Source organism: Streptomyces sp. 7R007 (assembly GCF_054850255.1).
On the sequence record NZ_JBTWMV010000055.1, the window covers coordinates 20991 to 41936 of the forward strand.

Here is a 20946-nt window from a genome sequence, read left to right on the forward strand (position 1 = left end):
CTGGTCGCCCGGCAGCTCGACGAGCAGATAGCCGGGCGGTTCCCGGTCGGACAGCGGCTGCGGGTGCTCGACGTGGGGATGGGCCAGGGCACGCAGGCGCTGCGGCTGGCCCGGGCCGGACACCAGGTGACCGGGATCGAGCGGGACCCGAGGATGATCGCCGCGGCGCGCGAGACGCTGGCCGCCGAGCCGGAGGGCATCCGGGAGCGGGTCCGGCTCGTCCAGGGCGACGGGCGGGACACCGGCGTGCACTTCCTGCCGGGCAGTTTCGACGTGGTGCTGTGCCACGGGGTGCTCATGTACGTCGAGGAGCCCGACCCGCTGCTCGCCGGGCTGGCGCGGATGCTGGCCCACGGCGGGCTGCTCTCCCTGCTCGTCCGCAACGGCGACGCGCTGGCCATGCGGCCGGGCCTGGCCGGCGACTGGGCGGGCGCGCTCGGCGCCTTCGACACCGTGGCGTACACCAACCGCCTCGGGCTGGACGTCCGCGCCGACCGCCTCCAGACCCTGACGGACACGCTCGCCGGGATCGGCGCACCGCTGCATGCCTGGTACGGCGTACGGGTCTTCACGGACACGGCGGCCGACGACGCCCCGGCCCCGGCCGGCCTGGAGACCCTGCTGGCGGTGGAGGAGCGGGCCGGGCGGACGGATCCGTACCGGTCGGTGGCGGCGCTGCTGCACCTGTGCGGGGTGCGCGGCTAGGTCGCCCCCCGAAGCCGGCTCCTGGAGGCTCGCTCGTGCCGGAGGCCGGCCGCCGGGCTGGGCGTGTTCGTCCGCGCGTGGCCGATGGCCGGCGGGTGGCCGCGGGCACGGGTTCGGGCTTGGGGACACGGCGCACGATCGCCCGGCCGGTCCCGTTCGGGCGAACACCGCACGACCGGCGTGCACTCCGACGCGAGACTCGGTGCATGGACGTCACCCGTATCCGTGCCCTTCGTCTGCTCGTCCCGCTCGCCGCGTTCGCGCTCGTGTCCGGCTGCTCCGGCTCCGGTTCCTCCGGGGAGAGGGAGGAGTCCGCCACGCAGGCCGCGCAGGTCGCCGCCGTGCGGCGGGACGGCGGGGATCTGCAGAGCGACTACCAGAAGGTCATCAAGTCCGTTCTGCCGTCGGTCGTGCAGATCCAGGCGCGCAACGACCTGGGCTCGGGCGTGGTGTACGACGACCAGGGGCACATCGTCACCAACGCGCACGTCGTCGGCGACGAGAAGTCCTTCAAGGTGACCATCGCCAACAGCGAGGACACCCTCACCGCGCGGCTCGTCTACTCGTACCCGCAGCAGGACCTCGCCGTCATCAAGCTGGACAAGGTGCCGGACGGCCTGAAGGCGGCGGTCTTCGGGGCCTCCGCGAAGGTGGACGTCGGCCAGATCGTGCTGGCGATGGGCTCGCCGCTCGGGCTGTCGTCCAGCGTGACGCAGGGGATCGTCTCCGCGGTCGGCCGGACGGTGAGCGAGGGCAGTACGGACGGCGGCACCGGCGCGACGATCGCCAACATGGTGCAGACCTCGGCGGCCATCAACCCCGGCAACAGCGGCGGCGCCCTGGTGAACCTCGACGGACGGGTCGTCGGCATCCCGACCCTCGCCGCGGCCGACCCGAACCTCGGCAACAGCGCGGCGCCCGGCATCGGGTTCGCGATCCCGGCGTCGATGGTGAAGACGGTCGCCGACCAGATCGTGAAAAGCGGCAAGGTCACCGACTCCGGCCGCGCCGCGCTCGGCATCACGGGCCGCACGGTCGTGGACGACACCTACCGGGCGGCGGGCGTCGCCGTCGTCCAGGTGAGGAACGGCGGAGCCGCCGACCAGGCGGGCATCGAGGCGGGGGACGTCATCACCCGGCTCGGTGACACCGACATCACCACCATCACGTCACTCTCCGAGGCACTGGCCGAGGACCGGCCCGGCCAGAAGACGACGGTCACCTTCACCCGCAACGGCAGCGAGAAGACGGTGGACGTGACGCTGGGCGAGCAGTGAGGGGCCGGCCCCTCACCGCCCGTGGCTCCTACGACTCCTGCGACTGCTGCGACTCCTCGGCGTGCAGGCTCATCGGCCCGTAGATCTCCGTACTGTCCTCGAACAGCCGCACCTGGTCCGCGCCCCCGTCCAGCAGGGCCTTCCAGTACTCGCCGATCCAGGACTCGGCGTCGCCCTGCGTGGTGAACTCCTCGGGCTGCACCGCGGGCTGGACCTCCGCCCCGTCGGCCTTCTCGAACCGCCACGTCCATGCCGCCATGTACGCCTCCCGTCTCCGACACCTGCGCAACAGCAGCCGGATCTTGGTCCGGCTCCTGCCTGAAGCCTAGTCGGACGGGCAACACCTGCGCAGACAGGCGAAAATCACACCGTGGACGTGACTCTGCTCGGCACCGGTGCCCCCGCGGGCCTGCCCCGCCCCGACTGTCCCTGTGCCGCCTGCGCGGCCGCGCTCGGCGCCGACGCGCGCGCGGCGACCGCGTTGCTCGTGGACGGAACGCTGCTGCTGGACCTCACGCCGGGCGCGGTGTTCGCGGCGGCGCGGGCCGGGCATTCGCTGGGCGGGGTACGGCAGGTGCTGCTGTCCCATCCGCACGACGGGCCCGCCGTCGAGGTGCCGGCGGGGCTGCCGCAGCCCGGACGGGTGCCGGACGGGCGGGAGTTGGCGCTGCTGACGGGGCACCGGGTGCGGGCGGTGGCGATGGACGCGCCGGGCACCGGGTACGCGGTGACCGGCCCGGACGGCAAGCGGCTGCTGTACCTGCCGCCCGGGGGCGCGCCGGCCGGTCTGGAGAACGGCACGGCGGAGTCGTACGACATGGTGCTCGCCGATGTGGTGGGGCGGCCGGACGCGCTGGCGAAGCTGCGGGCGGTGGGGGCGCTGGGGCCGACCACCGATGTCGTCGCCGTCCATCTCGACCACGACGTGCCGCCGGGCGCCGAGTCGCGGCGGCGGCTGGCCGCGGCCGGCGCGCGGGCCGTGCCGGACGGCACGACGCTGGCCGTGGGCGCCTACGAGGACGTGCCCGACGTGCCGCGGCGGACGCTGGTGCTGGGCGGCGCCCGGTCCGGGAAGTCGGTGGAGGCGGAGCGGCGGCTGGAGGCGTTTCCGGACGTCCTGTACGTGGCGACCGGCGGCTCGCGCGGGGGCGACACCGAGTGGGCCGCCCGGGTCGCCGCGCACCGGGAGCGGCGGCCGGGGTCGTGGCGTACGGCCGAGACGTGTGACCTGGTGCCGCTGCTGGCCGAGGACGGGGCGCCGCTGCTGGTGGACTGTCTGTCCCTGTGGCTGACGGACGCGATGGACTCCGTGGGGGCGTGGGACGACGCGGTGTGGGCGGAGGGCGGGGAGCGGGCGCTGCGCGAGCGGGTGCGGGAGCTGACGGACGCGGTGCGGGCGAGCCGGCGTACCGTCGTCGCCGTCTCGAACGAGGTCGGCTCGGGCATCGTGCCGGCCACCGCGTCCGGCCGGCGCTACCGCGACGAACTCGGGCGGCTGAACGCCGCGTTCGCCGCCGAGTGCGAGCAGGTGCTGCTCGTGGTGGCGGGGCAGGCGCTGGTGCTACGCGGGTGAGGGCGCCCGGCGCGCGACGATCCGGCGTGTCCTGGAGGGCAGCCGGCCGAGGTCGAGGGGACGGCGGGGCGGGGTGAGGAGGGTGCAGGGCTGGTCGTCGAGTCCGGCGCGGATCTCGTCCGGGGCGGGGGTCTCGACCAGGAGGAGGCCGCCGGGGCGGACGAGGGCGAGCGCCGCGCGGAGTTCGCCGGTGCCGGACGGGGCGCGCAGGACGGTGACGACGTCGTAGCGGGCGCGCAGGGCCTCGGCGATGTGCGGATCGGTGACCTGGCCTGCGTACGCCTCCTCGATCCGTTCGGCCTCGGCGGCGTGCAGCACGCGGACGGTGGTGTCGATGCCGTCGAAGGAGGTGTACGGGAAGAACCGCCTGGCGGCCTGGGGGAAGTCCGCGTCGCCCGTGCCGACGTCCAGCCAGCTCTCCGGTTCGGGCAGGAGCCCGAAGACCGCGCGGGCCGTGGCGTGGTGGCGGCGGCGCCGTTCGAGGTCGCTGACGCGGGTGCGCAGGCGGTTCATGGGCGGCTCCCGGAGACGTGGAACAAACCTCGACAAAAGGGAAAGTATGGGATCCCGATCTTGAGGGCAACGACGTCCGGTGCGCGTGGTGGCCATGTGGCGCCGTGCCGTTCGGCCGGTGCCGGTACTGTTCGGCGAATGAGCTCGCTTAATCTCGACGACTTCACCGATCTGATCGAGCGCCCCGACGGCGGGGTGCGCCGGGACGCCGAGGCGCGCCGGGAGCGTCAGATCGTGCCGCCCGGGTCGCTGGGCCGCCTCGACGACCTGGGTGAGTGGCTGTCCGCGGCGCAGTCCGCGGTGCCGGTGCGGCCGATCGAACGGCCGCGGGTGGTCCTCTTCGCCGGTGACCACGGGATCGCCGAACTGGGCGTCTCCGCACGGCCCGCGGGCAGTGCGGCCCGGCTGGTGCGGGACGTGCTGGAGGGCGGCCGTCCGGTGTCGGTGCTGGCGCGGCGGCTCGGGGTGCCGGTGCGGGTCGTGGACCTGGCCCTGGACTGCGACCCCGAGACGCTGCCGGACGAGGTCGTACGGCACCGGGTGCGGCGCGGCAGCGGGCGGATCGACATCGAGGACGCGCTGACGCCGGAGGAGGCCGAGGCGGCCTTCCGGGCCGGGATGGCGGTGGCCGACGAGGAGGCCGACTCCGGTACGGATCTGGTGGTGCTCGGCGATGTGAGCGTGGGCGGGACGACGCCGGCGGGGGTGCTGATCGCGGCGCTGTGCGGGACCGACGCGTCCGTCGTGACCGGGCGGGGCGGGCTGGCGATCGACGACCTCGCGTGGATGCGGAAGTGCGCGGCGATCCGGGACGCGTTGCGGCGGGCCCGGCCCGTGCTCGGGGACCAGTTGCAGTTGCTGGCGGCGGTGGGCGGGGCGGACCTGACCGCGATGACCGGGTTCCTGCTGCAGTGCGCGGTGCGCAAGACGCCGGTGATCCTGGACGGGGTCGTGGCGGCGGCGTGCGCGCTGGTGGCGCAGCGGATCGCGTTCCGGGCGCCGGACTGGTGGCTGGCGGCGCACGACAGCGGGGAGCCGGGGCAGGCGAAGGCGCTGGACCGGATGGCCCTGGAGCCGCTGCTGTCGCACGGCGTGACGGTGGGCGAGGGCGCGGGCGCGCTGCTCGCCCTGCCGCTGGTGCAGGCCGCGGCGGCGCTGGCAGCGGAACTCCCGGAGAACCCGGAGGAGCCGGAGGAGCCGGAGGCCGTGGAGGAGCCGGAAAAGGAGGTCGAGGCGTAGGAGGGCTGGGCCGGCCCCGGCACCGCCGGACAGCACCGTCGTGGCTGAGCACCGCCGCGGCGGAAAGAGCCGACCGGCGCAAGAAGGTGACCGGCGCGAGGGCGTGACCGGCAGGAACGCGTGACCGGGAAATGGGTGCGACCGGCGTGAACACGCGACCAGCTGCGGCATCGTCGGCGTGAATGCGTGGCCTGCGGGAGGGCGTGGGCGGCGGGAATGCATGGCCTGCCGGAGGGCATGGGCGGCGTGAATGCATGGCCTGCCGGAGGGCATCGTCGGCGTGAATGCGTGGCCTGCGGGAGGGCATGGGCGGCGTGAATGCGTGGCCTACGGGAGGGCGTGGGCGGCGTGAATGCGTGGCCTACGGGAGCGCATGGGCGGCGGGAATGCGTGGCCTGCGGGAGGGCGTGGGCGGCGTGAATGCGTGGCCTGCGGGCGGGCATCGTCGGCGGGAATGCGTGGCCTGCGGGCGGGCGTGGGCGGCGGGAATGCGTGGCCTGCGGGAGGGCGTGGGCGGCGGGAATGCGTGGCCTGCGGGCGGGCATCGTCGGCGGGAATGCGTGGCCTGCGGGCGGGCATCGTCGGCGGGAATGCGTGGCCTGCGGGAGGGCGTGGGCGGCGGGAATGCGTGGCCTGCGGGGCGGCGTGGTCAGGCGGAGGGGTCTTTGGGGGGCGGCGGACGTGCCCGCATTGCAGTCGGAAGAATGAGCCGGTTCTCCGGGTGTCGCCCATATGATCCTTCCCTATGGGAGATGCCCGAATTGCCCCAAGGCGGGCCGCCGCGTTCGCCGTCTGGTACCTGCGGATCGTCGCGTTCGTCAACTTCCTGAGCGCCCTGTGGGTCTCCCTGGGCCAGGACGTACGGCGGCACAACCAGGAGAACTTCTTCACGCCGTACCTGCTGACCGCCGGCTTCGCCTCCGGCGTGTTCACCGCGTTCCTGGCGATCACCATGCGCCGCCGCAAGCGGGCCGCCTGGATCCTGAACCTCGCCCTGGCCGGCCCGTTCCTCGCGCTGTTCGCCCTCGCGATGGGGTTCCCGGAGATCCGGGCGTACGCGCAGAACTGGGTCTCCCTGGCCCTGACCGCCGCCTTCGTCGCCGCCCTGCTCGTCGGCCGGCGGGAGTTCTACGCCAAGGGCGACCGGTCGAACCCCAGGCTCGCCGCCGGCGTCGCCGTCGGCGGCACGCTGGCCGCGTCGCTGCTGGCCGCCCTGCTGGTGACCGTCACCAACCGGGCGCACGGCGCCTCCACCTTCCCCGAGCGCTGGCGCTACGGCACCCTGCGGCTGATCTCCGTCGCCGTGGACGAGTCCCGCTTCCCCGGCATCGACGCCCCGAACTGGGTCAACGTCGCCGTCAACGTCCTCAGCACCGCCCTCGTCCTCGCCGTGCTCTACGCCGCCTTCCGCTCCCGCCGCGCCGTCGACCCGCTGACCGAGGACGACGAGAAGCGGCTGCGGGAGCTGCTGGAGCGGCACGGCGAGCGGGACTCGCTGGGCTACTTCGCGCTGCGCCGGGAGAAGAGCGTCGTATGGTCGCCGACCGGCAAGGCGGCGGTGGCGTACCGGGTGGTGGGAGGCGTGTCGCTGGCCTCGGGGGACCCGGTCGGCGACCCGGAGGCGTGGCCGGGGGCGATCGAGCCGTGGCTCGCGCAGGCGCGGGCGCACGGGTGGATCCCGGCGGTGATGGGGGCGGGCGAGGAGGCCGGGACGGTGTACGCGCGGCACGGGCTGGACGCGCTGGAGCTCGGTGACGAGGCCGTCGTGGAGGTCGCCGACTTCACGCTGGAAGGGCGGGCGATGCGGACCGTGCGGCAGGCCTACAACCGGGTCCGGCGGGCCGGGTACACGGTGCGCGTGCGGCGGCACGAGGAGATCCCGGCGGACGAGATGGCGTATCTGCTGCGGCGCGCCGACGACTGGCGGGACGGGGCCACCGAGCGCGGTTTCAGCATGGCGCTGGGGCGGCTCGGCGATCCGGCGGACGGGCGGTGCGTGATGGTCGAATGCACGGACGCCGAGGGGGAGTTGAGGGCGCTGCTGTCCTTCGTGCCGTGGGGGCCGAAGGGGCTCTCCCTCGATCTGATGCGGCGCGACCGGGACTGCGACAACGGGCTGATGGAGTTCATGGTGATCGATCTGCTGCGCCGCGCCCAGGAGATCCGGATCACGCAGGTCTCGCTCAACTTCGCCATGTTCCGCTCGGTCTTCGAACGTGGGGCGCGGCTCGGCGCGGGACCGGTGCTGCGGCTGTGGAGGTCACTGCTCGGTTTCTTCTCGCGGTGGTGGCAGATCGAGTCGCTGTACCGGGCCAACGCCAAGTACCGGCCCATCTGGGAGCCCCGCTTCCTGCTGTTCGAGAAGAGCGCGGACCTGCCCCGCATCGCCGTCGCGTCGGCGCGGGCGGAGGGGTTCCTGGAAGCGCCGGGGCTGCCGAAGTGGATGCATCGACGGCACCTGGAGAGCCACAGATGACGAGCCTCGCCCGCTGGGCCCGCGCCGAATGGGGACTGCTGTACGTCACCGTGCGCGAGCCGCTGCTGAAGCGGCCCTGGCGGGCGGTGCCGATGACGGCCGGGGCGGTGCTGGTGACGGCGGTCGTGCAGATCGTGCAGAACCGGTCGTGGGGGTACCAGCCGGTGCAGGACCTCGGGGCCGTGCGGGCGCAGGACCCGCTCTGGCTGGCGCTGCTGCGCACTCCCCTGTCGCTGTTCGTGCCCGCGCCGGACCTGCCGGTGTGGGGGGCGCTGGCGCAGATCCTGCTGGTGTTCGGGATCGCGGAGATCTGCCTGGGCTGGTGGCGCACGCTCGGCATCGCGTACGCCGCCACCCTCGCCGGCACGCTGTACGCGCGCATGGGCATCGCGCTCGGCCCCGGCGACCCGCTGGGCCTGCCCCGTGCGGAGGCCGGCGTGGTGGACACCGGCCCGTCGGCGGCCGTGGTGGGCCTCGCCGTCTTCCTGGGCTGGCGGTACGGGGCGTACGTCACCGCCGGCGCGGTGGCGCTGGCGATGGTGGTGGAGGTCGTCCTGAAGGAGAACCTGGCCGGCCGCGAGCACCTCGCGGCGATCGGGGCGGTGGTGGTGCTGTGCGGGGCGTCGGCGCTCGGCCGCCGTCAGCGGGGTCCCAGGGCGCGGTCCGGCGCGGCGTCGGGCCGGCCGCCGATCCAGTCCTGGACAGTGCGGCGCGGACCGGCCCAGCGGCGGTCGTGCCGGTAGGCGCGCAGGGTGGCCCTGGCGCGGGCGCGCGGCCGGCGGCGGTAGAAGCGGCGGGCCCAGGGCGAGGCGGGGCGGGCCAGCCGGACGGTGCCGATCAGGCCCAGCAGCGGGACGATCACGCTGAAGACCGCCATCCGGGGCTTGCCCTTGCTCAGCACGGCCAGCGAGAAGAGGAAGTTGACCACCACGGTGGTGATCACGCCCCCGCGGTCGTGCAGTTCCTGCTGACTCACGTCGTTGACGCCGAACGGCGCGAACCCCGACAGCACCAGCCCGACCAGGGCCGCCGTCACCACCACGACCTCGACGCTCTTGCGGCCCTCCTCCGTCCAGTAGACGTCGTCGAGGTGCAGGATCAGCGCGAACTCGTCCAGCACCAGGCCCGCGCCGGTGCCGAACAGCACCGCGCACACCGCGGCGCCGAAGCCGTGCCGCCCGCTGGCGACCGCGCCGAACCCGCCGACGACGCTGAGCACGACGCCGGGCACGATGTGGTGGATGTGCAGCCCGCCCGCCTTGACGTTGCCGAAGGGGCCCTTGCCCGCCCGGATGAGCCGGGTGATCACCCGGGTGACCAGGAACGTCAGCACGAACGCGGTGAGCGCGAGCAGCAGCGGCAGCTTGCCCGGCTCGACGATGTTCCGCTGTAGCCAATGTCCCATATGGGCACCTTATCCACGGGCGCCGCGGGACTCCCGGCGATCGCCGGGTAACCTGCGCCGGTGCCCGAACCCACCAAGACCCCCTGGCCGGACGGCCTCCGCTTCGCCTTCGGCACCCTGACCGTCTTCCCGGTCCGGGTGACCCGCTGGGACCGGGCGGCGGCGCGCGGCGGCATGCTGTGCGCCCCGCTGGCCGGACTGGCCGTGGGCGCGGGCGCGGCGGCGCTGGGCGTGCTGCTGCTGTGGCTGGGCGCGGGCGCGCTGCTCGCCGCCGTGGCCTCCGCCGCCGTACCCGCCGTCCTCACTCGCGGCCTGCACCTGGACGGCCTGGCGGACACCGCCGACGGGCTGGGCAGCGGCAAGCCCGCCGAGGACGCGCTGCGCGTCATGAAGCAGTCGGACATCGGCCCGTTCGGCGTGCTCACCCTCGTCTTCGTGCTGCTGGCCCAGGTGGCCGCGCTGGCCCAGGCCTACGGCGGCTCGTGGGCCCGGGGCGCGCTCGCGGCCGTCGTCTCGGCGACCGCGGCCCGGCTGGCGCTCACCCTGGCGGCCCGGTCGGGCGTACCGGCGGCACGGCCCGAGGGGCTGGGGGCCGCGGTGGCGGGGGTGGTCCCGGTCCGCGGGGCGCTGCTCGCGGCGGCCGCCGTGACCGCCGCGGCCGGGGCCGGGGGCGCGTGCCTGGGGGCGTACGACGCCGTCCGCACGGCGCTGGCGGTCCTGCTGTCCGCCGGGGCCGCCGAACTCCTGCTGCGCCACTGCACGCGCCGCTTCGGCGGGGTCACCGGCGACGTGTTCGGCGGGCTGGCGGAGACGGCGGCGACGGTCTGTCTGCTGGTGTTGTCCCTGGGCCGCTGACAGGGGCACTAAAGTCTCCCGGCGTACATGGACACAGTGATCGTGATCGGGGGAGTCTGTGCCCAAGTCCCGTCGTGCCCTTGCCTGGTTCGTCGACTTCGCGCTGGTGCTGGCGCTGGCGTCGGCGCTCGCCGTGCTGACCTTCCACCGGGTATCCGCGCTCGTCACCGACGTGCCCGAACTCGCCACCCGTGGCGGCCTGGACCTGCTCACCTCGCGCGGTGACGTCGTCGGCACCTCGGAGCACCTCGGGCTGTCGCTGTGGGACAAGGTGGTGCTGGACGTGGAGGAGGCCTTCGGCCTGCTGATCGTCGCCACCTTCCTCTACCAGTGGGGCTGCCTGGCGCTCGTCGGGCGCACCCTCGGCAAGGGGCTGCTCGGTCTGAAGGTCACCCCGAGCAGGCCCCGCCGTGCCGCGCTGCGCGCCGCCGTCACCACCACCGCCGACATCGCCGTCTACGCCGTCGCCTGCGTGCTGCTGGTCGAGGGCCACTTCCTGCTGTCGGTGCTGGTGTGGGCGGTCGCGGTCGCCGTCTTCTTCCTCAACGCCCTGCCGGTCCTCTTCCCCGGCCGCCGCTCGCTGGCCGACCGGGTGGCCGGGACGGCGGTGACGGGGTTCGGCCTCAGCAGGCCCGGCGCCACGCCCCCAGCTCGTACTTCTTCAGCATCGAACTGAGCTTCAGCCGGCGGGACTCGGGGCAGAAGCGGCTGGTCGGCAGCTCGTACTCGACGTGGAAGACCGGCTTGTCCGCCTTGATGAAGGGCGTCAGGTCGGCGCACTCGCCGTACTGCGCGCACTGCTCGTTGACCGCGAAGTCGAAGTCGCCGACCAGCTGCGGGATCTGGTCGAGGTCGTTCTTCAGGCCCACGGCCATGCCCCGGTCGTGGGCCAGCTTCGCGACGAGCCGGTTGTAGCGGAGCTGGTCGGCGGCCTTGAGGGGAAAGCCCGTGCGGTTCTTGTAGCCGTCCATGTTGTCGGGCTCGACGGCGTCGAAGCCCTTGTCCCGGCACATGTCGATGCGGTCCGCCATCAGGGGTTCGAGGACGTCGGTGCGGCGGATGTCGAGCCAGCGCTCGCCCTTCCAGCCGTTGCCCCGGCCCAGCACGGAGGCGGGGAACTTCTTCGCGTCCGGCCGCCAGTCCTCCCAGGCGCCGGTCGACAGGTAGCAGATGACCTTGCGGCCGTCGCGGTGCAGGGCGGTGACGGTGGTCTCGGACTGGTCGAAGCCGTCGATGTCGTAGACCGGCACGTCCACCGAGGTGTCCAGCCTGCCGCTGAGCTGCCACTGCCAGGCGACGCCCGCGTGCGGCCGCCAACGGCCGCCGGACGGCTTGGAGTCGGACTCGGTGGTGCACCCCGCCAGCAGCACGAGCAGGGCGAGGAGGAGGACGGGGCGTCTCACGGCGCGGGCTCCAGGGTGTGGGGAAGCGTTCCCCAAGGATGATCGCCCATGCCCGGTACCGCACAGTGCAGGGTGGCCCCCCGCGCACGGGCCGGCCCGGCCAGGTCGACGTCCGCGGGGACGCCGTACACCAGGTGGCACAGGCGCGTTCCGGGGGTGCCGCGCCAGGGCTGCGGGGGCAGCCGGCGGTACGACGTCCAGGTGCCCTCGAAGGTGACGAGGACGTCGGCGAGGCGGGCGTAGGCGGGGTGGGGGGTCGTGCCGTGGTTGAGGACGAGCGTGCCGGCGCCGGCGCCCCAGGCGGCCACCGCGAGCCGCTGGTAGTGCGGGAACTCGCCTGTTCCGGCGGAGACCTGGTCCAGGAAGGCGCCGTCCGTGCGGTACCAGTCCCGGAACCGGACGAGGTCGCCGACCACGTCGGCGTGGGCTCTGCGGCCGTAGTCGGTGTCGGTGTACCCCAGCACCCGCACCCCCGCGGCCCTGAGCCGGGCGGCGACCTCGGCGAACGCCGGGTCGGGCCGGGCGCCGGGGCCGCTGGCCGGGTTGAGGACGACGCCGTGCAGGCGGGGCGCGGCGGCGACGATCGCGGCCCACTCGGCGGGGCGGGCGGAGGGGTGCTCGTAGTACGGGACCAGCAGGTCCGTGCGGGGCTTGTTCATCGGTGGGTGGTCGCCTTTCCCGACAGCCCGTACACCAGGGCCGCTTGGACGGCCGCCGCCGTGCCGTGGGCGAGGAGGCCGACCGTGTCCGGGGTGCCGGTGTGGGTGAGCAGAGCGGCGGTCTGCGCGAGGGCCGCGGCGCAGCAGGTCGCCGTCGCGGACTCCACGGCGCCGAAGGACTGCAGCAGCAGGCCGGTCCACAGCACGACGCCGAGCAGGAGCAGGTCGGCGAGGTGGACGCCGGTGGCCGCGGTGGTGAGGGCGAGGGCGAGCAGGACGGCGAGGTAGGCGGACAGGCAGGCGGCGGCCGTGCGGGTGATGCGGCGGCGGAAGGCCGTGGGGGTGGTGCTGGCGCGCAGGGCGGTGTGGCCGGCGCTGCGGAAGCGGTGCAGCAGCCATTCGGCGGGACCCATGCTCAGGGTGAGGGCGACGATCGCGTTGCGGTGACTGAACAGGACGAGGGTGCCGGTGGCGAGGCCGAAGAGGGCGTGAGGGAGGGAACCGATGATGCGGGGGGCCGTTGTCGTCGGTCGTCTGCGGGTGGGTGGGGGTTGAACGCGCCCGCGCACCGGTGACCGCACACCGAACAGAGCCCCGCGCCCCTTCGGGGCGCGTATCGCCGGACTTGCTTCGACGAGCCCCAGCACTGCGACCGCCGTCAGGGAGAGCAGGAGCAGCGTCAGTCTCAGCGGGCCCGGTACGGGGTGCAGCAGGGTCAGCGGGGCGCCCGCCGACAGCGGCGACAGGGCCAGGAACAGGGCGCGTTCGCGGCCCAGGACCAGGAGTGTCGTCGCCGCTGCGAGGTAGAGGGCCTGGGCGGCCGCGAAGGCGAGGGTGGTGGGGTCGGTGCGGGCGGATACGGCCAGGGCGGTCAGGGCGCCCAGGAGGATGCCGGGTGGGGCGCCCCGCAGGAGGGCGCGGCGGGCCGCCGCCGGGTCGGCCGCGCCGAGCCAGGTGTACGCCCGGTGGGCCAGGCCCTGGTTCCAGGCCCAGCCGGCCAGGGCGCCCGCGAGCAGCGGGAGCGTGTCGGTGAGGAAGGGGGCCGCGAGGACGTAGCCGAGGCCGGGGAGGGCGAAGACGACACCGCGCAGCAGACAGGCCGACAGGCCGGCGCGCCAGGGGTCGCGGGGCGGGCGGTGCGGTTCGGGGTGGCGGCGGGGGACGCGGCCGTAGAGCTCCTCGGCGAGCGCGAAGGAGTTCTTCACGCCGTACTGCTCGCGTATCCGGTCGTCCGACATGCCGTCGGACTCCAGCAGGGCGGCGATCTCGTCGGGGTGGACGGCGGCGGCCACGAAGTCGCCGAGGCGGGCGGCGAGTTCGTCGACGGGATCGGGCTGCGCCCAGCCCGGGACGCGCTGGCGGGGGATCGCCGGGAGGGTGTCCGGGCGGGACTCGGGGGGCATGTGGATGCTTCCGCTCACCAGCCGGTCCCGTCCGTCGCGACCTTCTCGTACCAGGGGTCGCGCAGTTCGAGGGTCCAGTCGGCGACGGTCTCCACGGCCGGCTCGTAGACCACGGGACGGCCCGCGAGCTCCTCGTAGATCGTCCGGAAGGCGTCCACGGAACGGCGCAGGGTGAACCGGTCGATGACCCGCTGCCTGCTCAACTCCCCGAGCTTCAGGCGACGTTCGTCGTCGCGGAGGAGGGTGAGCGCGGCGGCGGCCATCTTCTCGGGCTCCCGCGGCGGGACGACCAGACCGGTGTCGCCGACGGCCTCGCGCACCCCGCCGACGTCCGTCGAGACGGTCGTACGGCCGCAGGACATGGCCTCGATGATGGAGAACGGGAAGCCTTCGGAGATGGACGACAGCATCACGACGTGACCGGCGGCGTAGGCCCGCCAGACCTCGCTGACACGGCCCTCGAAGGTGACGCCGTCGGTGACGCCGAGTTCGGCGGCGAGCTTCTCCAGGCGGGTGGCGTAGGCCTCGCCGCCGGGTGGGACCGGGCCGAACAGGCGCAGCCGGGTGTCGGGGAGTTCGGCGCGGACCATGCCGTAGGCGCGCAGGAGTGTCTCCAGGTCCTTGATGGGGTCCACGCGGCCGCACCAGGTGAGGGTGGGGACGGCGGGCTCCGGGCCGGCGTGCGGGAAGGCGTGCGGGTCGACGCCGTTGTAGACCGTGCGGATCTTGCCGGCGTCGGCGCCGCCGCGCTCCTCCCAGCGGCGGTTGTACTGGTTGCAGGGGGTGATCAGGTCGGCGGCGCGGTAGCCGAGGGAGTTGAGCTCGCGGTAGAAGCCGAGCATGAACGCCTTGACGGGCCAGCGCTGTTCGGCACTGCGGTAGCCGAGGTAGCGCTCGCGCAGGTAGATGCCGTGCTCGGTGAGCAGGAAGGGCACGCCGTCCAGGTGGCGGGCGGCGAGGGCGGGCAGGGTGGCCAGGCCGCTGCTGACCGCGTGGGCGACGGAGTCCTCGGGGATGCGGACGCCGAGCGGGCGCAGGGCGTGTTCGAGGAGGTCGGTGGCGGTCAGGGCGTCGTGGACGGTGGGGCGGGCGGCGGCCGTGGGCAGGTGGGGCATGGTCCAGATGCCCATCAGGGCGTGCAGCGCGGACTCGGTGCGCAGGGCCGCCGACAGGGCGCCGTCGCGGGCGAGTTCGGCGAGGTCGTAGAGGGCCTCGCCGAAGTCGCAGCGGGCATCGGGGGCGAGGAAGGAGAGCAGGAGGCGTTCGTAGGAGTCGGTGAAGCGGCGGCGGGCCTTTCCGCGGGGTGCGCGTCTGCGGCCGGGGCGGGGGCCCCAGGTCGGCACGGAGGTGTGGTGGCGGACGTTGGGCGGCAGCTCCCAGGTCACGGGTTCGCGGCCGCTGCCGGTGAGCGAGACGATGTGGAAGCCGACCTCCGGCATGCCCTTGACGAGCTGGTCGCACCAGGTGCTGACGCCGCCGTGGACGTGTGGGTAGGTGCCTTCTGTGAGCATGGTGACGTGATCGCCGGTGCGCATCGCTGCGCTGACTCCCCCCTGTGATGCGGATGATGTGCGGGGGACTGCGGACCGGATGCCGGGTGCGGGTGGGTTGTGGCTGGTCGCGCAGTTCCCCGCGCCCCCTTGGGGCGCTTGTGCCTTACGGCAGCTTCAGCGTGACTGCCGTCTGCAGGGCCGCTGGTGTGGTCCAGGCCGAGCGTTCGCCTGCATAGGGCGTGCCGAACGCCGTGCTGCCCAGGGTCAGTTGCTGCTGGGTGCCGTCCGGGGCCGTCACCGGGATCCGGGTGCCCGACGGGGCCGTGATCGTGATCGTCTTACCGATGCGGTAGGCGGTGACCTTGCCGGCGTCCACGGCCGTCTTCCAGGCCGCGCGGCGCTGGAGTTCCGTGCCGATGGCGCTCTGGCGGAGGTTGACGACGGGGGTGTTGTCGGCGAACAGGGCCCCGTAGTCGGCGAGCACCTTGTCCAGGACCGGGTACAGGATGCGGTCCTCGGCCAGGTTGGACTGGTGCGCGTAGTGCGGGCGCGGGTCGTTGGCCAGCACGTGCCCGAGGTCGGTGTGCGCCTCCTTGGGGACGATGTACGCGTCGTAGCCGGACGCCGTGTCCAGCGGCGCGTCCAGACAGGTGGACGTGGCGTTGTTCTCGCAGACCCCGCTGCCGCCGGCGGCCCTGGACGTGTAGATCCAGTTGTACTCGTCGGCCATCTCGGCCTTGGTGCCGACGTTGTAGTACACGTTCATCGGATGGCGCGGCACGGTCAGCGTGCTGCTGCCCACCGCGCGCTGCTCGGGCTCGCGGGAGTTGTCCGAGGCGGTCCACCGCACCCCGTTCGAGGCCAGCGCAGGAGCGAGGCCGGGGTTGTCGTCGGGCTGTTGCGGCAGCGTCTTCAGGCCCGAGTGCTCGCCGGTGACCAGTTCGCTCCGGTCGGTCGGCAGGCCGTGCGAGGCCGCCCAGTTGTCGTTGTCCGAGATCTCCGCGGAGATCTCGGCCCGGCTCAGGTACTGCGTCGAGCCGTCGGCGTTCTTCGCGCAGCTCCACGGCACCGTCGAGGTGTCCTGGACGCAGCCGAGGAACTTGTGCGTGTAGGTGTGGTTCACCCAGCGGAACTTCGCCCTGTCCGCGAGGAGTTGCGTGGCGAGGGCGTCCGTGCCGCCGTTCTCGCTCTTCCACTCCTCGCCGGAGCCGGCGTTGAACACCATGTCGAGCGTGAAGCCGTGGCTCTGCTCCCACTGGGCGGCGTACACCGCGTCGGCCGCGGTCATGCGGATCGGCGTGGTCCCCCGGCCGTCCCCGTCGGCGCAGTCGAAGTCGCCGGGCGTGCAGTTGCGTCCGGTGTCCCAGCGGCTGTCGGGCGCGAAGACGTCGTCGACGTGGACCGCGAAGTAGTTGCGCGCCTGCCCCAGGTGCACGCCCTGGGTCAGCCACTCGACGATGCCGCGGGCCAGCACCCGGAACTGCTGCTGGTACTGGTTGTAGGCGAACGTCAGCACCAGTTCGCGGCGCCCGTCGTGCGCGTACTCGCCGATCAGGCTGCCGCGCCCGCCGCCGCCCGGCACGGCGGCGTCGAGGTAGCTGGTGAAGCCGGTGCGGGGCGTGGCCAGGAAGCCGTAACTCTCCTGGACGGACGGCGAGTCGTCCTCGAAGGCGAGGGCGCCGTCGAGATAGCCGAAGTACCCGGCCTTGCCGGCGGCGGTGAGGTCCGCCTCGCTGCCGTCGAGAGTGCCGGCGTAGGAGCTGTAGTCCAGGCCGACCTCCGGGTGGGCCCAGGTGTAGGCGTCGACCTGCGGAATGCCGTACGTCCTCTCGTACGTCTCCAGCGCGGTCTGCTCGGCCGAACCGGCCCCGAAGGGCGCCTCGTTCGGCAGGACCACGCCCTGGTACCTGGCGCGCAGCCGGCCGCCCACGGTGTCGCTGAGGAACGCGTCCGTGATCGCGGGGCGGTTCGCGTCGTTCAGGTCGACGGTCGTGTACGGGATGCCCGTGCTTCTGAGCTGGGCGGTGATGGCCTGCACGGGGCTGTCCCCGTTGTCGACCACCAGGACCCTCAGGTCGATGCGCGGCTCGTCCGCGGCCGCGGCGCCGGGGACACCCAGCCCCAGCGCCAGCAGGCCGGCGGTCGTCGACAGCACGGCCGTGTTCCTCCATCGGTGCGCTCGGTGCGCCATGGTCGTCCCTCCCCCCGACAGCTCCCCCGGGCCACGCGAAAGTGTGAGGCAAAAGGGGGAAATCTGTGGAAATCATGCGAAGTGGTGAGCGGGTCGCTCACCGGAACCTCACGAGTGTGACCCGGGTCACCGGGTGTGAGGATCGGGAAGTGGCCACGATCAAACCTCAAGGTGAACGTCCGCAGGAATGAGCGAACGCACGCACGCGCGTAGGCTCGTGCAGAAAGTGCGCCGTACCGGGGACGGCCCCGTCCGCCACCGCTCCCTCTGGCCGCCGCTAGGGTCGGCTGCCGGGCCCGGTCGACCCACCGTTATCGGCCACAGCAACTTCACATCGGAAGCGAGATCTCACCACCGTGACCACTCTCACTCTCAGCACCGCCGCGGCGCCCGGTCTGCGGGCCGACGCGATCGTGATCGGTGTCGCCAAGGGCGCCAAGGGCGGCCCCGTCGTCGCGCCCGGCGCCGAAGCCGTGGACAAGGCCTACGACGGCAGGCTCGCCGGCGTCCTGGAAACCCTCGGGGCCTCCGGTGCCGAGGGCGAGGTGACGAAGCTGCCGGCACCGTCCGGCTTCAAGGCCCCGCTGGTCGTGGCGGTCGGCCTGGGCGCCGAGCCCGACAAGGACGCCGGCTACGACGCGGAGGCGCTGCGCAAGGCCGCGGGCGCCGCCGCCCGGGCGCTGGCCGGCAGCAGGAAGGCGGCCTTCGCGCTGCCGGTCGCGGAGGCCGGCCACGTCGGCGCGATCGGCGAGGGCGTGCTGCTGGGCGCGTACTCCTTCGACACGTACAAGGAGAGCGGCAAGGACCCCAAGGCGAGGAACGGCAAGGCGCCGCTCGCCGAGGCCGCGCTGCTGGGCGGCAAGCCGCGGGACGCCGCGTACAAGGGGGCGGTCGCGCGGGCCACCGCCGTCTCCGAGGAGCTCAACCGCGCGCGCGACCTGATCAACACCCCGCCGAACGACCTGAACCCGGAGGCGTTCGCCGCGATCGCCTCGGCGGCGGCCAAGGAGCACGGCATCAAGGTGCAGGTGCTCGACGTGAAGGCCCTGGAGAAGGGCGGCTACGGCGGCATCCTCGGCGTCGGCGCGGGGTCGGCGTCGGGGCCGCGGCTGGTGAAGCTGTCGTACACCTCCGCCAAGGCGAAGAAGCACCTCGCGTTCGTCGGCAAGGGCATCACGTACGACTCGGGCGGCATCTCGCTGAAGCCGGCCGGTCACAACGAGACGATGAAGTGCGACATGAGCGGGGCGGCGGCGGTCTTCGCGGCCGTGGTCGCCGCGGCCCGGCTGGGGCTCGAGGTGAACGTCACCGGGTGGCTGGCGCTCGCCGAGAACATGCCCTCCGGCTCCGCGACGCGGCCGGGTGACGTGCTGCGCATGTACAGCGGCAAGACGGTGGAGGTGCTCAACACCGACGCCGAGGGCCGGCTGGTGCTGGCCGACGCGCTGTGGGCCGCCTCGCAGGAGAAGCCGGACGCCATCGTGGACGTCGCCACGCTCACCGGCGCGATGATGCTGGCGCTGGGCAGCCGGACGTTCGGGATCATGGCGAACGACGACGCGTTCCGCTCCGCGGTGCACGAGGCCGCCGAGGAGGTCGGCGAGCCGGCCTGGCCGATGCCGCTGCCGGAGCACCTGCGCAAGGGCATGGACTCCCCCACCGCCGACATCGCCAACATGGGCGAGCGGATGGGCGGCGGCCTGGTCGCCGGTCTCTTCCTGCGCGAGTTCGTGGGCGAGGGCATCACCTGGGCGCACCTGGACATCGCGGGTCCGGCGTTCAACGAGGGCGGTCCGTTCGGCTACACGCCGAAGGGCGGTACGGGTACGGCGGTGCGGACCCTGGTCCGGCTGGCGGAGCTGACGGCCGCGGGCGACCTCGGCTGAGGCCGCCCGGACGAGGGGGCTCCGCACGCGGGTAGGGCGGAGCCCCCTTTTCACGCGGTGCTCGACCGGACGTGCCGCCGGGCGCTCAACTGAACGTGCGACGTCTCACACACCGGCCCGGCGTCTCGTCGGCCCCCGACAAGTGCGAAGATGGGGCTCGGCAGGACAGGGCCCCCACCACAGGGCCGAAGAAAGAGCGGCCGGACACCAGCCGCCGACCGGTCAGGGTTGACCGGCGTGGCGCACATGCATGGAGGACGTGACGTGGCGAACGACGCCAGCACCGTTTTCGACCTAGTGATCCTCGGCGGTGGTAGCGGTGGTTACGCCGCGGCCCTGCGCGGGGCGCAGCTGGGCCTGGACGTCGCCCTGATCGAGAAGGACAAGGTCGGCGGTACCTGCCTGCACCGGGGGTGCATCCCCACCAAGGCCCTGCTGCACGCGGGCGAGATCGCCGACCAGGCCCGCGAGAGCGAGCAGTTCGGTGTGAAGGCCACCTTCGAGGGCATCGACATCGCCGGGGTCCACAAGTACAAGGACGGCGTGATCGCCGGCCTGTACAAGGGCCTGCAGGGCCTCATCGCCTCGCGGAAGGTGACGTACATCGAGGGTGAGGGCCGGCTGTCCTCCCCCACCTCCGTCGACGTGAACGGCCGGCGGATCCAGGGCCGCCACGTGCTGCTGGCGACCGGCTCCGTGCCGAAGTCGCTGCCGGGCCTGGAGATCGACGGCAACCGGATCATCTCCTCCGACCACGCCCTCGTCCTGGACCGCGTGCCGAAGTCCGCGATCATCCTGGGCGGCGGTGTCATCGGCGTCGAGTTCGCCTCCGCCTGGAAGTCCTTCGGTGCGGACATCACCGTCATCGAGGGCCTCAAGCACCTCGTCCCGGTCGAGGACGAGAACTCCTCGAAGCTTCTTGAGCGCGCCTTCCGCAAGCGCGGCATCAAGTTCAACCTCGGCACCTTCTTCCAGAAGGGTGAGTACACGGCCGACGGTGTCAAGGTCACCCTCGCCGACGGCAAGGAGTTCGAGGCCGAGATCCTGCTGGTCGCCGTCGGCCGCGGCCCGGTCTCGCAGGGCCTCGGCTACGAGGAGCAGGGCGTCGCCATGGACCGCGGCTACGTCCTCGTCGACGAGTACATGCGGACGAACGTCCCGACCATCTCCGCCGTCGGCGACCTCGTCCCGACGCTCCAGCTCGCGCACGTCGGCTTCGCCGAGGGCATCCTGGTGGCGGAGCGTCTGGCCGGTCTGAAGACCGTGCCGATCGACTACGACGGTGTCCCCCGGGTCACGTACTGCCACCCGGAGGTCGCCTCCGTGGGCATCACCGAGGCCAAGGCCAAGGAGATCTACGGTGCGGACAAGGTCGTCGCTCTGAAGTACAACCTCGCGGGCAACGGCAAGAGCAAGATCCTCAACACCGCGGGCGAGATCAAGCTCGTCCAGGTCAAGGACGGCGCCGTGGTCGGCGTCCACATGGTCGGCGACCGCATGGGCGAGCAGGTCGGCGAGGCCCAGCTGATCTACAACTGGGAAGCGCTGCCCGCCGAGGTCGCCCAGCTCATCCACGCCCACCCGACGCAGAACGAGGCGCTGGGCGAGGCTCACCTGGCCCTGGCCGGCAAGCCGCTGCATTCGCACGACTGACCCTCGGTCGGCGAAGCGACTCCGCGACGTCGCGACGACACAGACTTCCGCAATTCGTAAGGAGCAACCGAAACCATGGCGGTTTCCGTAACCCTTCCGGCGCTCGGCGAGAGCGTCACCGAGGGCACTGTCACCCGCTGGCTGAAGGCCGAGGGCGAGCGCGTCGAGGCCGACGAGCCGCTGCTGGAGGTCTCGACCGACAAGGTCGACACCGA

The 20946-nt window shown here is 73.1% G+C and carries 19 protein-coding genes; 11 read left to right on the plus strand and 8 right to left on the minus strand.

Annotated features, from left to right (window positions below; all coding sequences use genetic code 11):
- Positions 1 to 705, plus strand: coding sequence for a class I SAM-dependent methyltransferase (locus ACYF6T_RS38365; protein WP_461702513.1), 705 nt, complete (start codon positions 1 to 3; stop codon positions 703 to 705).
- A gap of 206 nt (positions 706 to 911) precedes the next feature.
- Entirely contained in the window at positions 912 to 1982 is a 1071-nt protein-coding gene (locus ACYF6T_RS38370) for a S1C family serine protease (RefSeq protein ID WP_461702483.1), read from the plus strand.
- A gap of 28 nt (positions 1983 to 2010) precedes the next feature.
- On the opposite strand, the gene ACYF6T_RS38375 is transcribed toward ACYF6T_RS38370, so the two are convergent.
- On the minus strand, positions 2011 to 2241 hold the full coding sequence (locus ACYF6T_RS38375) for a hypothetical protein (protein WP_461702484.1): 231 nt from the start codon (positions 2239 to 2241) through the stop codon (positions 2011 to 2013).
- Between the two features lie 111 nt (positions 2242 to 2352).
- On the opposite strand from ACYF6T_RS38375, the gene ACYF6T_RS38380 reads away from it, so the two are divergent.
- Positions 2353 to 3555 (plus strand): bifunctional adenosylcobinamide kinase/adenosylcobinamide-phosphate guanylyltransferase, encoded by a 1203-nt coding sequence (locus ACYF6T_RS38380; RefSeq protein WP_461702486.1) that lies wholly within the window; start codon positions 2353 to 2355, stop codon positions 3553 to 3555.
- Here ACYF6T_RS38380 and ACYF6T_RS38385 read toward each other — a convergent pair.
- Entirely contained in the window at positions 3544 to 4068 is a 525-nt protein-coding gene (locus tag ACYF6T_RS38385) for a methyltransferase domain-containing protein (RefSeq protein WP_461702488.1), read from the minus strand. The genes ACYF6T_RS38380 and ACYF6T_RS38385 overlap by 12 nt on opposite strands.
- Positions 4069 to 4206: 138 nt before the next feature.
- Here ACYF6T_RS38385 and cobT point away from each other — a divergent pair, with 138 nt between their 5' ends.
- The 3 genes from cobT (at position 4207) to ACYF6T_RS38400 (ending at position 8526) form a co-directional block, all read left to right on the plus strand.
- Complete coding sequence (cobT, locus tag ACYF6T_RS38390) at positions 4207 to 5307, plus strand: nicotinate-nucleotide--dimethylbenzimidazole phosphoribosyltransferase (RefSeq protein ID WP_461702490.1); 1101 nt, start codon at positions 4207 to 4209, stop codon at positions 5305 to 5307.
- A 745-nt stretch (positions 5308 to 6052) separates the two neighbouring features.
- Complete coding sequence (locus ACYF6T_RS38395) at positions 6053 to 7783, plus strand: phosphatidylglycerol lysyltransferase domain-containing protein (RefSeq protein WP_461702492.1); 1731 nt, start codon at positions 6053 to 6055, stop codon at positions 7781 to 7783.
- Complete coding sequence (locus ACYF6T_RS38400; protein WP_461702493.1) at positions 7780 to 8526, plus strand: hypothetical protein; 747 nt, start codon at positions 7780 to 7782, stop codon at positions 8524 to 8526. The genes ACYF6T_RS38395 and ACYF6T_RS38400 overlap by 4 nt, the downstream gene beginning before the upstream one ends.
- Here ACYF6T_RS38400 and ACYF6T_RS38405 read toward each other — a convergent pair.
- On the minus strand, positions 8424 to 9188 hold the full coding sequence (locus ACYF6T_RS38405) for a hypothetical protein (protein ID WP_461702495.1): 765 nt from the start codon (positions 9186 to 9188) through the stop codon (positions 8424 to 8426). The genes ACYF6T_RS38400 and ACYF6T_RS38405 overlap by 103 nt on opposite strands.
- Before the next feature lie 60 nt (positions 9189 to 9248).
- On the opposite strand from ACYF6T_RS38405, the gene ACYF6T_RS38410 reads away from it, so the two are divergent.
- Entirely contained in the window at positions 9249 to 10043 is a 795-nt protein-coding gene (locus ACYF6T_RS38410) for an adenosylcobinamide-GDP ribazoletransferase (RefSeq protein WP_461702496.1), read from the plus strand.
- Between the two features lie 58 nt (positions 10044 to 10101).
- The gene (locus ACYF6T_RS38415; protein ID WP_461702498.1) at positions 10102 to 10719 is read left to right on the plus strand and encodes an RDD family protein; all 618 of its coding nucleotides are present in this window, start codon (positions 10102 to 10104) and stop codon (positions 10717 to 10719) included.
- Here ACYF6T_RS38415 and ACYF6T_RS38420 read toward each other — a convergent pair.
- The 5 genes from ACYF6T_RS38420 to ACYF6T_RS38440 form a co-directional block, all read right to left on the minus strand.
- A complete protein-coding gene (locus tag ACYF6T_RS38420) occupies positions 10667 to 11446 on the minus strand; it encodes an endo alpha-1,4 polygalactosaminidase (RefSeq protein ID WP_461702500.1) in 780 nt (259 codons plus the stop codon). The two genes, ACYF6T_RS38415 and ACYF6T_RS38420, sit on opposite strands and share 53 nt — an antisense overlap.
- Positions 11443 to 12105: a spherulation-specific family 4 protein gene (locus ACYF6T_RS38425; RefSeq protein ID WP_461702502.1), complete on the minus strand. Its 663-nt coding sequence runs from the start codon at positions 12103 to 12105 to the stop codon at positions 11443 to 11445. Before ACYF6T_RS38425 ends, ACYF6T_RS38420 begins: the two co-directional genes overlap by 4 nt.
- A complete protein-coding gene (locus ACYF6T_RS38430; protein ID WP_461702504.1) occupies positions 12102 to 13526 on the minus strand; it encodes a hypothetical protein in 1425 nt (474 codons plus the stop codon). The genes ACYF6T_RS38425 and ACYF6T_RS38430 overlap by 4 nt, the downstream gene beginning before the upstream one ends.
- Positions 13523 to 15043 (minus strand): GT4 family glycosyltransferase PelF, encoded by a 1521-nt coding sequence (pelF, locus tag ACYF6T_RS38435; RefSeq protein WP_461702505.1) that lies wholly within the window; start codon positions 15041 to 15043, stop codon positions 13523 to 13525. Before pelF ends, ACYF6T_RS38430 begins: the two co-directional genes overlap by 4 nt.
- 121 nt (positions 15044 to 15164) lie before the next feature.
- On the minus strand, positions 15165 to 17192 hold the full coding sequence (locus tag ACYF6T_RS38440) for a hypothetical protein (RefSeq protein ID WP_461702506.1): 2028 nt from the start codon (positions 17190 to 17192) through the stop codon (positions 15165 to 15167).
- A 356-nt stretch (positions 17193 to 17548) separates the two neighbouring features.
- On the opposite strand from ACYF6T_RS38440, the gene ACYF6T_RS38445 reads away from it, so the two are divergent.
- From ACYF6T_RS38445 to ACYF6T_RS38455, 3 genes are all read left to right on the plus strand, one after another.
- Positions 17549 to 19078, plus strand: coding sequence for a leucyl aminopeptidase (locus ACYF6T_RS38445; protein ID WP_461702507.1), 1530 nt, complete (start codon positions 17549 to 17551; stop codon positions 19076 to 19078).
- A gap of 264 nt (positions 19079 to 19342) precedes the next feature.
- Positions 19343 to 20731 (plus strand): dihydrolipoyl dehydrogenase, encoded by a 1389-nt coding sequence (gene lpdA / locus ACYF6T_RS38450; RefSeq protein ID WP_461702509.1) that lies wholly within the window; start codon positions 19343 to 19345, stop codon positions 20729 to 20731.
- A 75-nt stretch (positions 20732 to 20806) separates the two neighbouring features.
- Positions 20807 to 20946: biotin/lipoyl-containing protein (locus tag ACYF6T_RS38455; protein ID WP_304941279.1), on the plus strand; the 140-nt coding region annotated here is incomplete at its 3' end.

Coding starts and splice junctions, on each gene's coding strand:
- ACYF6T_RS38400 (WP_461702493.1), top strand. CDS start 7,780: ATGACGAGCCTCGCCCGCTGGGCCCGCGCCGAATGGGGACTGCTGTAC.
- ACYF6T_RS38395 (WP_461702492.1), top strand. CDS start 6,053: ATGGGAGATGCCCGAATTGCCCCAAGGCGGGCCGCCGCGTTCGCCGTC.
- cobT (WP_461702490.1), top strand. CDS start 4,207: ATGAGCTCGCTTAATCTCGACGACTTCACCGATCTGATCGAGCGCCCC.
- ACYF6T_RS38385 (WP_461702488.1), bottom strand. CDS start 4,068: ATGAACCGCCTGCGCACCCGCGTCAGCGACCTCGAACGGCGCCGCCGC.
- ACYF6T_RS38425 (WP_461702502.1), bottom strand. CDS start 12,105: ATGAACAAGCCCCGCACGGACCTGCTGGTCCCGTACTACGAGCACCCC.
- pelF (WP_461702505.1), bottom strand. CDS start 15,043: ATGCGCACCGGCGATCACGTCACCATGCTCACAGAAGGCACCTACCCA.
- ACYF6T_RS38440 (WP_461702506.1), bottom strand. CDS start 17,192: ATGGCGCACCGAGCGCACCGATGGAGGAACACGGCCGTGCTGTCGACG.
- ACYF6T_RS38370 (WP_461702483.1), top strand. CDS start 912: ATGGACGTCACCCGTATCCGTGCCCTTCGTCTGCTCGTCCCGCTCGCC.
- ACYF6T_RS38375 (WP_461702484.1), bottom strand. CDS start 2,241: ATGGCGGCATGGACGTGGCGGTTCGAGAAGGCCGACGGGGCGGAGGTC.
- ACYF6T_RS38405 (WP_461702495.1), bottom strand. CDS start 9,188: ATGGGACATTGGCTACAGCGGAACATCGTCGAGCCGGGCAAGCTGCCG.